The organism is Microbacterium sp. P26, assembly GCF_023712585.1.
GTDB classification, from domain to species: domain Bacteria; phylum Actinomycetota; class Actinomycetes; order Actinomycetales; family Microbacteriaceae; genus Microbacterium; species Microbacterium algihabitans_A.
On record NZ_JAMAXZ010000001.1, the window covers coordinates 105,566 to 118,836 of the forward strand.

The window sequence follows — 13,271 nt, forward strand, 5'->3', positions numbered from 1 at the left end:
CTCAGCCGAACTTGGGCAGTTCGGGGGTCGTGGTTCCGGACGGGATCACGCGGTAGGTCTTGAGAACCTGCGTGAGGGCCTTCTGGAACGCGGGGGCGGTGGCCGCCGACGATTTTACCGTCCGCGGTTCGTCGAGGTTGACCTCGACCACGTACTGGGGGTCGTCGGCGGGGGCGAAACCGATCATCGTCGTGAAGTACGCGTCGCCCTTGTAGGCCCCCGTGGTGGGGTCGGTCTTCTCACCGGTACCGGTCTTGATGGCGATGCGGTAGCCGGGGATCGCGACCTGCTTGGCGAGGGTTCCCTGCGTGGCGACGTTCTCGAGCATGAGCCCGACCTGGTGCGCCGCGTCGGCCGAGACGACGCGCTCGCCCTGGGCGTCGGGCACGTCGGTGACGGTGCCGTCGGCCGCGGTGCAGCCCTCGACGATCGAGAGCGGCATGCGCACTCCCCCGTTGGCGATGGTCTGGTACGCCCCGGCCAGCTGCGGCACGGTGACCGAGATGCCCTGGCCGAAGGTCGTGTTGTAGAACGTCTGCTTGTCCCACCCGGCGGGGTCGCGCATGATGCCGCCCGATTCGCCGGGGAACCCGACGGCGGTCTGCTGCGTGAGGCCGAACTTCTCGAGGTACGACACCCGGGTGTCGAGCGGGATCATCTCGCCGAACTTCGAGATGCCGACGTTCGAGCTGTCGATGAGCACGCCCGTGAGGGTGTAGTTGTTCGCGGGGTGCGAGAACGAGTCGGAGACGCGCGAGCCGCCGGGGAGCGTCTCGCTCGACGAGGCGGTCACGGTGGTGTCGGAGGTGAACGACCCGCTGTCCAGACCGATCGCGGCCGTGATGGCCTTCATCGTCGAGCCCGGCTCGTTGGGGTTGCCGAAGGCCGCGCTGCCGCGATCGTTCTCGGGCGTCGCGGTGGGGTCGTTGGGGTCGACCGAGGGGTACTCCGCGAGGGCGCGGATCTTGCCGGTCTTCGCCTCGACCACCGTGATGGTGCCCGACAGCGAGCCGGTGTTCTGCACCTGCTCGGCGATGAGCTGCTGGAGGTACCACTGCAGGTCGCGGTCGATCGTGAGCTTGAGGGTGCCGCCGTCGACGGCGGGCTGCGTCACGACCTCGGTGCCCGGGAGCACGACGCCGTCGCGGCTCTGCTGGAAGACGACCTTGCCGTTGCTCGAGGCCAGGCACGCGTTGTCGGCGCCCTCCAGGCCCGCGAGGGGCTGCCCGTCGCTGCCGACGAAGCCGAGCAGGTTGCCGGCGACCGCGCCGTCGGGGTACATGCGTCCGGCCTGCGGCGGGAAGCTGAGGAACGGCAGGTGTAGGTCGACGAGCGCGCGGTACTGCTCGGTCGAGACGTTCTTGGCGATCATCGCGTACTGCGAGTCGGGGTTCTCGGCCACGGCGTCGGTGACGATCTTCTCGACGTCGGAAGGGTCTTGACCCGTCACCGCGGCGATGTGCCCGGCCAGCTCCGGCCACTCGGTGGTCGTGCCCTCGTCGTCGTCGTCGGAGCGGGTGGTGATGCCCTTGACCGCGAGGTTCGGGTCGATCTGCACGTCGTAGCGGTTGACGGCGGATGCCAGGGTGACGCCGTTCTCGTCGACGATCGAGCCCCGTGTGCCGTACTCGGTGCGCGAGCTCTCGAGGCCCATCGCGAGCGAGTCGTCGACGTGGGTGCGTGCGTTGACGACCTGGATGTCCACCAGGCGCACCACGAAGGCGAGCAGGACGACGAGGACGATCGAGAGGGCGACGACGGTGCGACGCCGCGGGGACCGGGAGGTTGTCGTCGTCATGGCTCTCATCGTGTCGCGGGAGTCGGCAGACCGTCGCTGATCGCCGGGGGTGTCGCGGATCCGGCGGGCGGGGCGTCGGCAGCGGTCGGCGCCGATGCGCCCGCGGCGTCGGCGGGAGCCTCCGTCGTGGCACTGTCGGCCGTCGTCGAGGCAGCGGGGTCGGTCACGAGCGGCACACCGGCGATGAGCGCGTTGCGCACGGAGCCGCGCCCCATGGCATCCACCGACGACACCGCGTCGGCGGGCTTGTCGGAGCCGATCACGGCCCCGTCGCTCAGGCGCAGGTAGGTCGGCGATTCGTCGATCACCATGCCCAGCGCGGCGGCGTTGGCGGCGAGGTACTGCGGCGAGTTGAGCCCGGCGCTCTCGTCGTTCAGGATCTGCTTCTGGTACGTCAGATCGCGCTGCTGCTGGGTGAGCGAGGCAATCTCGAACGAACTCTGGGTGGTGAGGATGCCGAGGGTCATCTGCACGAGCACGATCACGAGAGCACCCGTGACCGCGATGACGCCGAAGAGGCGACGCGGTGCTCGGCGCCGGGCGGTCGCGGGGACCACCGTGAGCCGACGCTCGCGGACCGGCGTCGGGAAGTCGGGTTCCGAGAAGATGTCATGAACCCGGAGATCGATGGCCTGGGGTGCACTCATGCGTCCTCCTGGATTCGCTCGGCCGCCCGCAGGCGAACGGGGGTGGCGCGGGGGTTGACCGCGCGTTCTTCGTCGGATGCCAGCTCGGCACCGCGCACGAGGAGCGTGAACTTGGGCGCATGCTCGGGCAGCTCGACCGGCAGGCCGCGCGGGGCGGTCGAGGTCGACGCGTCGGCGAACACGCGCTTGACCAGCCGGTCTTCGAGCGACTGGTACGACAGCACGACGATGCGGCCACCGACGCCCAGCACCTTGAGAGCCGCGGGGATCGTGCGCTCGAGCACCGAGAGCTCGGCGTTGACCTCGATGCGCAGGGCCTGGAAGACGCGCTTGGCGGGATGCCGCTCGCGCAGCACCGCCGCCGGGGTCGCGGCCTGCAGCACGTCGACGAGCTGGCCCGAGCGCTCGAGGGGAGCCTCGGCGCGGGCGGCGATGATGGCGCGGGCGTAACGGCCGGCGAGCTTCTCTTCGCCGTACCGCTCGAAGATGCGGCGCAGGTCGCCCTCGCCGTAGGTGGCGAGCACCTCGGCGGCGGTCACGCCGGTGGTCTGGTCCATGCGCATGTCGAGCGGGGCGTCCTGCGCGTAGGCGAACCCGCGGGAGGCCTCGTCGAGCTGCAGCGACGACACGCCCAGGTCGAACAGGATGCCGTCGACCTTCGTGACGCCCGCGGATGCCACGGCCTCGGCGATGCCGTCGTAGACGGTGTGCACGAGGGTGACGCGGTCGCCGAAGCGCTGGAGGCGCTCCCCCGCGATGCGCAGGGCGTCGGTGTCGCGGTCGAGGCCGATGAGTCGGGCCTCGGGGAAACGCTCGAGGAAGGCCTCGGAGTGTCCGCCCATGCCGAGCGTGCCGTCGACGAAGACGGATCCGGGCTTCTGCAGGGCAGGACCGAGCAGTTCGGCGCAGCGCTCGAGGAGAACGGGAGTGTGGATGTCGCGGATGTCCATGATGTCGGGGTCCGATCCTTCGGCTCTGATCCCCATCCGCTCGACCTGGCGCCGGGGAAGTGCGTCAGGGCGTGCGGCTGGGCATCACAGCCGGAGGGTCAGAACAGTCCCGGGATCACCTCCTGCTCCATCTCGGCGTACGTCTCTTCGTTGCTTTCGGCGTAGGTGTTCCAGGCCTCGGCATCCCAGATCTCGGCGTGGGCTCCGACGCCGGTGACCACGAGCTCGCGCCCGAGGCCGGCGTAGGTGCGCAGCGCCGGCGGAACGGTGATGCGGTTCTGGCTGTCGGGCTTCTCGGCGCTGGCCCCCGAGAGGAACATGCGCAGGAAGTCGCGGGCCTGCTTGTTGCTGAGCGGGGCCTCGCGGATCCGCTCGTGGACGCGCTCGAACTCCTCGGTGCTGAACACGTAGAGGCAGCGGTCCTGCCCGCGCGTGATCACCACTCCGGCGCCGAGATCGTCACGGAACTTCGCCGGCAGGATGACCCGACCCTTGTCGTCGAGCTTGGGTGTGTGCGTACCGAGCAGCATTCGGGCGTCCACCCCCTTCGTCCGGCCTGCGAAGTTTCCCCCACTTTACTCCACCACCCTCCACTTTGCTATCGAAAACCCACTCTTCTCGCGAGGGACGTCGCCGTGTACTGTGTCCGGACGCACGACCGCGCACGTCGAAGATCCGCGTGATCCCGCGGCTCAGCGGGCTCAGCGGGCGGTGGCGCCACCGCGAGTGGAGCGAAAGGGAGGGAAAACGCGCCTCACCCTTCCTCCCCCCGTGGCTCGCCCCCTTGTGAGCGCGCCCCGTCGACGGGTCGGAAGATCGTTCCGGATGCCGCGCCCCGGGCACGAAAAAAAGCACCGGCTCCGAGGAGCCGGTGCTTCATGAGATCTGCGAGGGGTCAGCGCCCTTCGTTGCGGCGGTCCCACCTATCATTCATGCGGTCCATGAAGGATCCACCCGAGGCGCGCGCGGCGCGCGGCTTCGTCGAGCGGGGAGCGGACGCCGCGGCGCCACGCATCGGCGTCACCGCGAAGATCACGCCACCCACCATGAGCAGGAAGCCGAGCACACCGATCGCGATGCCGAGGACGCCGGTGTTGAAGCCGATCGACACGCCCACGACGAGGGCGCCGAGACCGGCGAGCACCAGGATCGAGCCGAGGACGATGTTGCGGTAGCTGAGGGCACGACTGGGGGCGGTCACGACGTCGGTGTCGTTACTCATGAGATGGCGTTCCATCTCATCCAGCAGACGCTGCTCCTGCTCTGACAGTGGCATGCATCCCCCTCTATTGTTCGTTGCGGACGATTCTACGCGCGGCGTGGATCACTAGGCTAGGCCCGTGCCGACCTCCCCGGAACCGATCGAAGCTGTTTCCCAGCGACTCGACAAGTTCCTCACTGAACAGCTATCGTACGCCTCCGCACTGGGCCCTGAGGCGGAATCCCTCACCCGTGCGGGCGCCTCCGCCCTCCGGGGAGGAAAGCGCCTGCGCGCGCGTTTCTGCCTCACCGGCTGGCGATCCGCCGGCCGCTCCGACGCCCCGTTCGACGACGCGGCGCTCGCCGTGGCGACCTCGCTCGAGATCTTCCACGCCGCCGCCCTCGTGCACGACGACCTCGTCGACAACTCCGACACCCGCCGGGGGCAGCCCGCCGCCCACCGCGCCCTGCAGGCGGCCCACCGCGAGGCCGGCTGGGCGGGCGACTCGGACGCCTTCGGCCGCTCGGGCGCGATCCTGCTCGGCGACTTGCTGGTGGCGTGGAGCGACGATCTGCTCGAGGAGGGGCTCTCCTCGAGCTCCACGGCCGCGGCCACCCGTCGCGCGTACGCGCAGATGCGCCGCGACGTGACGATCGGGCAGTTCCTCGACGTCGCTGAAGAGTCGGCCTACACCGTCTACCCCGACGAGACGCACGCCGAACGTGCACTGCGCGTCGCCTCGTACAAGTCGGCGCGCTACAGCATCCAGCAGCCCCTGCTCATCGGGGCCTCGCTCGCCGGCGCCGACGACGGACAGCTCGACGCCCTCGGCCGCTTCGGCCACGACGTCGGCATGGCCTTCCAGCTGCGCGACGACGTGCTCGGGGTCTTCGGCGACACCGCGATCACCGGCAAGCCCGTCGGCGACGATCTGCGCGAGGGCAAGCGCACGGTGCTCGTCGCCTACGCCCGCGAGGCGATGCCCGCCGACGAGCGCCACGTGATCGACACGCTGCTCGGCGACCCGGCCCTCACCGACGAGCAGATCGGCGCGCTCCAGCGGGCCATCGTCGACAGCGGCGCCCTTGCGCGAACCGAGGAGCTCATCGCCGACTACGCGCGGCGCGCCGACGACGCCCTCGACGGGGGAAGCCTGGATGCCGAGGCCGTCGACGAACTGCGCGCCCTGGCGCGAGCGGCGACCGAGCGCACCGCCTGAGCCGCGGCTCGGTCGCACAGCGACAAGGCACGGGCGCCGCGGGAGGCGTCAGCCCCGACCCCGCGGCATCCGGATCGATCAGGCGAGGGTCGCGGCGACCCGGCGCACCTCGCTCTTGCGGCCGGCCAGCAGCGCCTCGATCGGGGGCATGCCGATGCTCTCTTCGGGGCTGAGCAGCCAGTCGATGATCTCGTCGGAGTCGAAGCCGGCGTCGTGGAGCACGATGATCGTGCCGCGCAGCGAGGCCAGGGGACGCCCGTCGACGATGAACACCGACGGCACCTTCAGGACGCCGTCGCGACGCGTGCCCACCAAATACTGCTCGTCGAGCAGACGACGCACCCGCCCATGGGCTTCGTCGAGCAGCTCCACCAGATCGGGGATGGTCAGCCAGTCAGTCGCGTAACGGGTGTTGTCGGTCACTGATTCACTATCTCACCCCGGACGCTCCTCCGCCTTCCGCGGGCCGTTCGTCACGTTCGTCACATCCGTCACTCACGGCTCATTCGTTGACATCCGCCCCAGCGCATGGGACGGTGGCGGGCAGTCGGAAGAACGGAATCCCCCACCATGCGACGACTCACGCTGTCCCCCCTGCCCACCGAGACCCCCCGCCGCTCCCCCGCGATCTGGCCCGCCGCGGTGGTCGGTTCGATCGCGCTCAGCCTCGTCGGCGAGCACGCCGCGCACGCGGCCGCCCCTCTCGCCCCGGCGCGCCTCGTGCCCCCGACGGGAGCGCTCGAACCGCGCTCCCTCGGCACCCCCGTGCTGGCCGCCGCCCCCGCCGCGCTCACCTACGTCGTACAGCCCGGCGACACCGTCTGGGGCATCGCCCGCGCCCACGGGCTCGACACCGCCTCCGTGCGCGCCGCCAACGGCATCGGCGCCGACAACGTCATCCGTCCGGGGCAGGTGCTCGCGCTGACCGCCGCGCCCGCGGCATCCGCCCCCGCCCCCGAGAGTGCGCCCGCCGGCGCGACCGCCGAGGTGCGACCCGGAGACACGGTTTCGGCGATCGCCGCGCGAAACGGCGTGTCGATCGACGGCGTTCTTTCCGCGAACGGCCTGACCCGGGCGTCGATCATCTACCCGGGACAGGTGCTGCAAATCCCCGCGGCCGGGCCCGCTCCCGCCTCTGTCGCGCCCGTCACCGCTCCGGGCCTCGACACCGAGCAGTCCGAGAACGCCCGGCTGATCATCCGGATCGGACGCGAGCTCGGCGTCTCCGACCGCGGGATCGTCATCGCCCTCGGCACCGCCATGCAGGAGTCGTGGCTGCGCAACCTCGACTGGGGCGACCGCGACTCGCTGGGCCTGTTCCAGCAGCGTCCGAGCCAGGGCTGGGGCACCGCCGACCAGATCCGCGACCGCGACCGGTCGACCCGCGTGTTCTACGGCGGCTCGGCCGACCCCAACGGCGCGACGACCCGCGGCCTGCTCGACATCCCCGGGTGGGAGCAGCTGCCCTACGCCGACGCCGCTCAGGCCGTGCAGATCTCGGCCTACCCCGACCGTTACGCGCAGTGGGAGCAGCCGGCGACGACCTGGCTCGCCGTTCTGGGCTGATCCCGCCTCGGATCCCCAGGTGAGGGTGAGCCGTTGCCCGGGCTCACAGGGGGCTCTCCGTAGACTCGACACGTGAGCACGAGTCAGCAGGCCGACCCGCTGATCGGCCGTCTCGTCGACGGCCGGTACCGGGTCCGCGCGCGCATCGCGCGCGGCGGCATGGCGACCGTGTACGTCGCGACCGACCTGCGCCTCGAGCGCCGGGTCGCGCTGAAGGTCATGCACGGCCACCTCAGCGACGACACCGTGTTCCAGAGCCGGTTCATTCAAGAGGCCCGCTCGGCCGCCCGCCTGAGCGATCCGCACGTGGTGAACGTGTTCGATCAGGGCCAGGACGGCGAGATGGCCTACCTGGTCATGGAGTACCTGCCGGGCATCACGCTGCGCGAGCTGCTGCGCGAGCACCGCCGCCTCACGGTCGATCAGACCCTGACGATCATGGACGCCATCCTGTCGGGCCTCGCGGCCGCCCACCGCGCCGGCATCGTGCACCGCGACGTGAAGCCCGAGAACGTGCTGCTCGCCGAAGACGGTCGCATCAAGATCGGCGACTTCGGCCTCGCCCGCGCGACGACGGCGAACACCGCGAGCGGTGCCCAGCTGATGGGCACGATCGCCTACCTCGCCCCCGAACTCGTCACCCGCGGCACCGCCGACGCCCGCAGCGACATCTACTCGCTCGGCATCATGCTCTACGAGATGCTCACCGGTGAGCAGCCCTACAAGGGCGAGCAGCCGATGCAGATCGCCTACCAACACGCCACCGACTCGGTCCCCCGCCCGAGCGCGAAGAACCCGTCGGTTCCCGAGCAGCTCGACGAGCTCGTGCTGTGGTCGACCGAGCGCGAGCCCGACGACCGCCCCCTCGATGCGGCCGCGATGCTCGAGCGCCTGCGCGCCGTCGAGAAGGAGCTGGGCCTGGCCCCGCAGGTGGCGCGCGCTGTCTCGGTCGGCATCACCTCCCCCGCCTCGGCCGCCGAGTCGCGCGAGTTGACCAAGGTGCTCCCCCAGACCGCGTCGCTTCCGCCCGTCCCCTCGGAGGAGCCCGACAACGCCGCGCGCCTGCGGGCACGCACGCGCCGGCGCACCGCGCGCGGAGCGTGGATCCTCGTGATCGTGCTGCTGCTCGCCGGAGGCGCCGGCCTCACCGGATGGTACTTCGGCTCCGGTCCGGGGTCGCTGGTGTCGGTGCCCGACGTCGCGGGCCGCAGCTTCGCCGACGCCGAGGCTCTGCTCGCCCAGCAGCAGCTGCTCGCGGTGCAGCAAGACGTGAACGACCGCGAGATCCCCGCGGGGACCACGATCGGCTCCGACCCCGACCCGGGCTCCCGCCTCGACAAAGACACGGTCGTCACCGTGCTCGTCTCAGCCGGTCCCGCCACGCACCAGATCCCCTCCCTCGCCGGGCTGAGCACCGACGAGGTGCGCGCCATCTTCGAGCAGGCCTACGTCGGCGTCAGCGAACCCGAGACGCAGTTCACGGATGCCGCGGCGGGAACCGTGCTCGAAGCCGCGGTCATCCCCCGCTCGGGCGGCGACGCCATCAGCTGCACCGACGGCTGCACGGTCTACGAGGGCGACGCGGCGACGCTGATCACCTCGCTCGGACCGATCCCCGATGTGACGGGCGATTCGCAGTCGCGCGCCCAGAGTGCGTTGAAGGACGTCGGCCTCGAGAGCTCGATCACCGAGGAGTACAGCAACTCGGTGGCATCCGGAGACGTCATCCGGATGGGCGACCGCGACGGCGGCGGAAACTGGCGCCCCGGCGACACCGTGCCGCTGACGGTGTCGATCGGCCCCAAGCCCGTCGAGATCCCCGGCAACATCGTGGGCATGTCGATCCGCGAGGCGGTGACGACCCTGCAGGGCCTCGGCTTCGAGGTCAACGCCGGCATCGACGACGGCACCCTGCCCCTCGGGTTCAAGTACTGGGACATCTACAAGGTGCGCGCCACGAATCCCAAGGCCGGCACGACGGCCCCGCAGGGCTCGACGATCACGATCACGCCGACGCTGTAAAGCGGCTCCACCGGGTGAGGTCGCTGAGCTCGTCGAAGCGGCCGGTTTTCATGCCGTACGGCTGACGCTCCGTACGGTCTCGCATCGGACCAACACCGCACGGCAGGCGGGGATTGGGCACGACGATGCCCCCGACCTCGGGCCGGGGGCATCGTGAAGGTCGCTGTCAGCAGGACGAGGGAACGAGCCAGAAGTACGGGCTGTTCCACCCATCGGTGAGCGCCGCAGCGGCCTGACCCGCCCCCGTCGCGACACCGGACGCCTTCTGAGTCCAGTACCAGGCGTCGAAGGTGAACAGCTCGCCGGCGCCCGTGACCACCAGTGCAAGCTGACCGGGTGCGACGATACGAAGGAGGTTCTCGTTCGGTGTGTACGACGCCCAGTCCAGCTGGTTCGTGCCGGTACGAGAGTTGGGGGTACCCCAGAGAACACCCGATTTCAGGGTCCACACGGCCCCCATCCCCCTGCCGACCACTCGCGCGGCGGCCTGCTCGAGGCCGGTCGACGCGCCCGTGTCGCGCGGACGCCAGCCGTTTCCGGTCGAATACGTCCACGCGTCACCGTTCGTTTTGACGATGGCGAGATTGGCGCCCTCGTCCGAATAGCCCTGCGCCGCATACACGCGTGATACGCCGTTGTTGTCGCCCGAGCCGATGGTGTCCGCAACGCCATCGACGTAAAGCACGCCGCCCGCGATCCAGTAGCACGCTGTCTTCGTCTGACCGGAGAAACACGCCATCTGGTCGAACCCCGTCGCTACCCCACTGGCCGTCTTCGCCCATCCGGTGGGTTCATCCCACCGCCACAGATCACCGTTGCTGCGCACTGCGAGCGCCATGGCCCCGCTGGCGTCGACGCGAACGAAGTCGGCGTTCGATGACTGCGGGATCGCCGCGACGGAGGTTCCCATCTGAAGGACACCGTCCTTGATCCATAACGCCTCGTGCGTGGCGCTCGCGTCGATGAACGTCATGCGCTGGACGTCCGTATCGGCCCCGGTACCCACCTGCGTCCAGGGGCCGCCGTTGTACCACGACCAGATGTCGCCGTTCTTCTTCGACACTGTCAGGCCCGCCGCGCTGGCGTACATGCGCACGATGTCCGTATTCGAGCCGGACGGAAAGGCCGCGGCGGACTTGTCCGTCTGCAGCGTTCCGTATGACGCCACGTCGACCGACGTCGATGCCGTCAGGCTCGACGACGTCGCCGCCACCGTCCCCGAGCTGGTGTTCGCGGTGATCGCGCCCGCGGGCACCCGGGCGAATCCGTTCGCGTCGGTCACGTAGCTGCCGGTCCCGCTCGTCCACGACCAGCCGCTCGGCAGCGAGAACTGCACCAGCTTGCCCACGTTGTCGGGCCCGCTGAGCTGCGCGACGAACGGACTCGTCGTCGGTGAGCAGGCGGGGGTGCTGGCGGGAGCCTGCGAGAACGTGAGTGCGGGAGCCGGTGAACCCGTCTGGGCGAAGGCCGGCGTCGAGGTCGCCAGGGCGACCGCCGGCACACTCCACGCCGCGCCCGCGAGGACGGTGCGACGCGGCAGGCTCGAAGGGGTCGTGGAGTCAGGTGAGTCGGCAGGAGTCTTCGTCATCGTCGGTCCAATCGGCGAGGGCGGCGGCGAACTCGAAAGCACGTCGGCAGGGGAAGGTATACATTCCACCCTCTCGCCTCGACGACCGCCTCCGCGGAGTCACCGCCCAGAATCACCCGATACTTCCCGACATTCATTCGTGCCCACGCCCTCGGCATCCGGAAACGACGACGCCCCCGACCACGTGAGTCAGGGGCGTCGCGTGTCGGTGGACGCGGGTCAGCGCTTCTCGAGCTCCTCGGCCACGAGGAACGCCAGCTCGAGGCTCTGACGGTGGTTCAGGCGCGGGTCGCACAGGCTCTCGTAGCGGGTCGCCAGGGTGGCCTCGTCGATCATCTCGGAGCCGCCCAGGCACTCGGTGACGTCGTCGCCGGTGAGTTCGACGTGGATGCCGCCGGGGTGCGTGCCCACCGAGCGGTGAGCCTCGAAGAAGCCGCGCACCTCGTCGACCACGTCGTCGAAGCGACGGGTTTTGTAGCCGGTGGGGGTGGTGATGCCGTTGCCGTGCATCGGGTCGGTGACCCACAGCGGCGTCGCGCCAGAGTCACGGACGGCCTCGAGCAGCGGGGGCAGCGCGTCGCGGATCTTGCCCGCACCCATGCGCGTGATGAAGGTCAGCCGGCCCGGCTCGCGCTCGGGGTCGAGCTTGTCGATGAGGGCCAGCGCGGTCTCGGCCGTCGTGGTGGGGCCGAGCTTCACACCGATGGGGTTGCGGATCTTCGAGAAGTAGTCGACGTGTGCGCCGTCGAGCTCGCGCGTGCGCTCACCGATCCACTGGAAGTGCGACGAGGTGTTGTACGGCAGTCCCGTGCGCGAGTCGATGCGCGTCATGGGGCGCTCGTAGTCCATGAGCAGGCCCTCGTGGCCGGTGTAGAACTCGACGCGCGTGAGCTCGTCGAAGTCGGCGCCGGCGGCCTCCATGAACTTGATGGCGCGGTCGATCTCGGTCGCCATCGACTCGTACGCCTGGTTGGCGGGAGTGCTCGCGAAGCCCTTGTTCCAGCTGTGCACCTCGCGCAGGTCGGCGAAACCACCCTGCGTGAAGGCGCGGATGAGGTTCAGAGTCGAGGCGGCCGTGTGGTAGCCCTTGAGCAGGCGCGCGGGATCGGCCTTGCGCGACTCCTCGGTGAAGTCGTAGCCGTTCACGATGTCGCCGCGGTACGCCGGCAGCGTCACGTCGCCGCGCGTCTCGACGTCGCTCGAGCGGGGCTTGGCGAACTGGCCCGCCATGCGGCCCATCTTCACCACCGGCATCGAGGCGCCATAGGTCAGCACGACCGCCATCTGGAGCACCGTCTTGATGCGGTTGCGGATCTGCTCGGCGGTCGCCCCGGCGAACGTCTCGGCGCAGTCACCGCCCTGCAGGAGGAACGCCTGGCCGGCGGCGGCACGCGCGAGGCGGTCGCGGAGGATGTCGACCTCGCCGGCGAACACCAGCGGAGGAAGCGTCGCCAATTCTGCGGATGCCGCGGCCACAGCGCCCTCGTCATACCACTGGGGCTGCTGCTTGATGGGCAGGGTTCGCCAGTGGTCGAGGTCGTGGAGCTGCTGAGTCACCCCAGAAGTCTAGTGGCGCGACGTCGGCGCCTTCGCCGCCTGCGCGGTGGCCAGACGGTCCTTCACGGTGGAGGCGTAGACGTCCTCGTAGCGCTGCTCGCCGAGGCGCTGCAGGGCCACCATGATCTCGTCGGTGACCGAGCGGAGCACGTAGCGGTCGCCCTCCATGCCCTCGAAGCGCGAGAAGTCGAGGGGCTCGCCGATCACGATGCCCACGCGCCCCACGCGCGGCAGGCGCTGACCGATCGGCATGACGGCCCCGGTGTCGACCATGACGACGGGCACGACCGGCACACGGGCCTCGAGGGCCATACGGGCGATGCCCGTTCGGCCCCGGTAGAGGGTGCCGTCGGGGCTGCGCGTGCCCTCGGGGTAGATGCCGAGCAGCTCTCCGCGGCCGAGCACACCGAGGCCGGTGTTGAGCGAGGCCTCCGACGCCTTGCCGCCCGAGCGGTCGATGGGCAGCTGACCCGTCGCCGTGAAGAACATGCGCGTCGCCCAGCCCTTGAGGCCCTTGCCGGTGAAGTAGTCGCTCTTGGCGAGGAACGCCATGCGGCGGTCGATCATGAGCGGCAGGAAGATCGAGTCCGAGAACGACAGGTGGTTGCTCGCGAGGATCGCCGCACCCTCGGTGGGGATGTTGCGCCGGCCCACCATCCAGGGGCGGAACACGGCCTTGATGACCGGCCCGATCACCACGTATTTCATGAGCCAGTAGAACAT

12 protein-coding genes are annotated in these 13,271 nt (G+C 70.0%); 3 read left to right on the forward strand and 9 right to left on the reverse strand.

Annotated elements, in window-relative coordinates; translation table 11 throughout:
• Window position 1 precedes the first annotated feature (1 nt).
• From M3667_RS00580 to M3667_RS00600, 5 genes are all read right to left on the reverse strand, one after another.
• The gene (locus M3667_RS00580; RefSeq protein ID WP_251503663.1) at window positions 2-1,798 is read right to left on the reverse strand and encodes a penicillin-binding protein 2; all 1,797 of its coding nucleotides are present in this window, start codon (window positions 1,796-1,798) and stop codon (window positions 2-4) included.
• 5 nt (window positions 1,799-1,803) lie between these two features.
• Window positions 1,804-2,445 (reverse strand): hypothetical protein, encoded by a 642-nt coding sequence (locus M3667_RS00585; protein ID WP_251503665.1) that lies wholly within the window; start codon window positions 2,443-2,445, stop codon window positions 1,804-1,806.
• Window positions 2,442-3,395 (reverse strand): 16S rRNA (cytosine(1402)-N(4))-methyltransferase RsmH, encoded by a 954-nt coding sequence (rsmH, locus tag M3667_RS00590; protein WP_251505010.1) that lies wholly within the window; start codon window positions 3,393-3,395, stop codon window positions 2,442-2,444. Before rsmH ends, M3667_RS00585 begins: the two co-directional genes overlap by 4 nt.
• A 98-nt stretch (window positions 3,396-3,493) precedes the next feature.
• Window positions 3,494-3,925 (reverse strand): division/cell wall cluster transcriptional repressor MraZ, encoded by a 432-nt coding sequence (gene mraZ / locus M3667_RS00595; RefSeq protein WP_013583202.1) that lies wholly within the window; start codon window positions 3,923-3,925, stop codon window positions 3,494-3,496.
• A 365-nt stretch (window positions 3,926-4,290) separates the two neighbouring features.
• Window positions 4,291-4,671: a DUF3040 domain-containing protein gene (locus tag M3667_RS00600; RefSeq protein ID WP_251503668.1), complete on the reverse strand. Its 381-nt coding sequence runs from the start codon at window positions 4,669-4,671 to the stop codon at window positions 4,291-4,293.
• Window positions 4,672-4,735: 64 nt separating this feature from the next.
• On the opposite strand from M3667_RS00600, the gene M3667_RS00605 reads away from it, so the two are divergent.
• Window positions 4,736-5,815, forward strand: coding sequence for a polyprenyl synthetase family protein (locus M3667_RS00605; protein WP_251503671.1), 1,080 nt, complete (start codon window positions 4,736-4,738; stop codon window positions 5,813-5,815).
• 78 nt (window positions 5,816-5,893) lie between these two features.
• Here the strand turns inward: M3667_RS00605 and M3667_RS00610 are convergent, their stop codons facing one another.
• Window positions 5,894-6,238 carry an Rv2175c family DNA-binding protein gene (locus M3667_RS00610; protein ID WP_251503674.1) on the reverse strand — a complete coding sequence of 115 codons (345 nt, stop codon included), beginning with the start codon at window positions 6,236-6,238 and terminating at the stop codon, window positions 5,894-5,896.
• Window positions 6,239-6,385: 147 nt separating this feature from the next.
• Here M3667_RS00610 and M3667_RS00615 point away from each other — a divergent pair, with 147 nt between their 5' ends.
• Window positions 6,386-7,381: a LysM domain-containing protein gene (locus M3667_RS00615; protein WP_251503677.1), complete on the forward strand. Its 996-nt coding sequence runs from the start codon at window positions 6,386-6,388 to the stop codon at window positions 7,379-7,381.
• A gap of 72 nt (window positions 7,382-7,453) precedes the next feature.
• Complete coding sequence (gene pknB, locus M3667_RS00620; protein WP_251503680.1) at window positions 7,454-9,403, forward strand: Stk1 family PASTA domain-containing Ser/Thr kinase; 1,950 nt, start codon at window positions 7,454-7,456, stop codon at window positions 9,401-9,403.
• A gap of 166 nt (window positions 9,404-9,569) precedes the next feature.
• On the opposite strand, the gene M3667_RS00625 is transcribed toward pknB, so the two are convergent.
• The 3 genes from M3667_RS00625 to M3667_RS00635 form a co-directional block, all read right to left on the reverse strand.
• Window positions 9,570-10,904 (reverse strand): hypothetical protein, encoded by a 1,335-nt coding sequence (locus M3667_RS00625; RefSeq protein WP_251503683.1) that lies wholly within the window; start codon window positions 10,902-10,904, stop codon window positions 9,570-9,572.
• A 306-nt stretch (window positions 10,905-11,210) separates the two neighbouring features.
• Window positions 11,211-12,548: a class II 3-deoxy-7-phosphoheptulonate synthase gene (locus M3667_RS00630; RefSeq protein WP_251503688.1), complete on the reverse strand. Its 1,338-nt coding sequence runs from the start codon at window positions 12,546-12,548 to the stop codon at window positions 11,211-11,213.
• Window positions 12,549-12,557: 9 nt separating this feature from the next.
• Window positions 12,558-13,271, reverse strand: a complete 714-nt coding sequence (locus M3667_RS00635) for a 1-acyl-sn-glycerol-3-phosphate acyltransferase (protein WP_144828007.1) — start codon at window positions 13,269-13,271, stop codon at window positions 12,558-12,560.